Source organism: Paenibacillus chartarius, from assembly GCF_042432825.1.
Taxonomy (GTDB): Bacteria; Bacillota; Bacilli; order Paenibacillales; family NBRC-103111; genus Gordoniibacillus; species Gordoniibacillus chartarius.
Genome location: NZ_JBHLWN010000128.1, coordinates 1 through 1,611, shown reverse-complemented (window position 1 = coordinate 1,611; position 1,611 = coordinate 1). Strand labels below are relative to the sequence as shown.

The 1,611-nt window shown below is 54.1% G+C and carries 1 protein-coding gene; it reads left to right on the top strand.

The window, feature by feature from the left end:
* Window positions 1–63: 63 nt before the first annotated feature.
* Window positions 64–1,611 (top strand): IS5 family transposase (locus ACFFK0_RS30595; protein WP_377475244.1); only part of this gene is annotated, 1,548 nt, incomplete at its 3' end.

Genomic DNA, 1,611 nt, shown 5'->3' with positions numbered 1-1,611 from the left:
GAATTCATCTGCAAAGAAAACACGGAAAATCGGTAAAAAACCTTGCAGATGGAGTGAGCGAAAGTGTTCGTGCTGAATCGAGATATGGCAGACTTGTTGGAAAACTTCTATTTGCCCTTTGGCGGAAAATTAAATCCAACCAATCGGTGGGTGCAGCTTGCGGCGATCATCCCTTGGGACAAAGTAGAAGAGAAATATGTGAGCTCGTTCAAGTCCCCAGCCATCGGCCAAAAGGCGTACTCGGCACGTATCGCCCTCGGCTCGCTCATCATCAAGGAGCGCCTTGGTTTAAGTGACCGCGAGACCACCTTACAAATCCAGGAAAATCCATATTTGCAGTTCTTCTTGGGCTACACCGCGTATGTCGATGAAGTGCCGTTTCATCACTCCCTGCTCACGCATTTTCGGGAACGGTTCGGCTTGGAAATCCTAGCTGAAGTCAACGACTGGATCGCCCAAGCCGCGCTGCAAGCAGAGCGAGAGGTCGAGGCGAAACCGAAATCGTCCAAGCGAGATCGCGATGACGACGACAACGACGCGGGCGGCTCGCAGCTCACCATGGAGGTAGGGGACGCTTTCTCTATTCCCGAGGAGCCCCCTGTTGTGGCGAAGAAACCCCGCAACATGGCGAAAAAGCTACACGTCCTGCCATCTACAGCCGCACCGACAGCGGAAGTCATGAACAAGGGCACCCTCATGCTGGATGCGACATGCGCGCCTGCGGACATCAAGTATCCGACTGACTTGGGGCTGCTGAATCACGCCCGTGAAATCCTGGAAGACATCATCGACGTACTGCACCGTCCCCATGTCGGAGCGATGGAGAAGCCGCGCACGTACCGCGAGAAAGCCAGAAAATCGTACCTGAGTGTTTCCAAGCAACGCAAGGCATCGGGCAAGGTGATCCGCAAAGCGATCAAAAAGCAACTTGGCTACGTGGGACGGAATCTGCGGATTATTGAAGCCCTCGTGAAGTATACGCCTCTCACGGAACTGAGCAAAAGACACTATCGCCAGCTTCTGATCATCTCGGAGCTCTACCGTCAGCAGCGCGAAATGCTAGAGAAGAATACGCATGTCGTCGCCGATCGCATCGTGAGTATCGAACAGCCGCATGTACGTCCGATGGTTCGAGGCAAAGCTGGAGCGAACGTGGAGTTCGGCGCCAAAATCGCCGCCAGTCTGGTGGACGGTTACGCTTGGATCGAAACGGCACAATGGGACAGCTTCAACGAGGCAACCACGCTGCAAGCATCGGTGGAAGCGTACAAACAGCGATTCGGGTATTATCCCGCCGTCATTCTAGCCGATAAAATCTACCGCAATCGAGACAACCTGAACTATTGCAAAACGCTAGGGATTCGCCTTAGTGGCCCGAAGCTCGGCAGACCCTCGAAAGAGCAAAGTGAAGTCGCCGATCGTCGGCAAGAGCGCCAGGACGCTGTACAGCGTAATGCGATCGAAGGAAAATTTGGAGAAGGCAAGCGCAAATTGGGCCTAGGTCGCATTCGGGCGCGTGGCGCCGAAACCAGTTTGACCGTCATCGCCCTTCAGTTTCTGGTCATGAATCTGGAGCGGCGACTGCGGGTTCTCTTTTTGCATTTTTTCAGA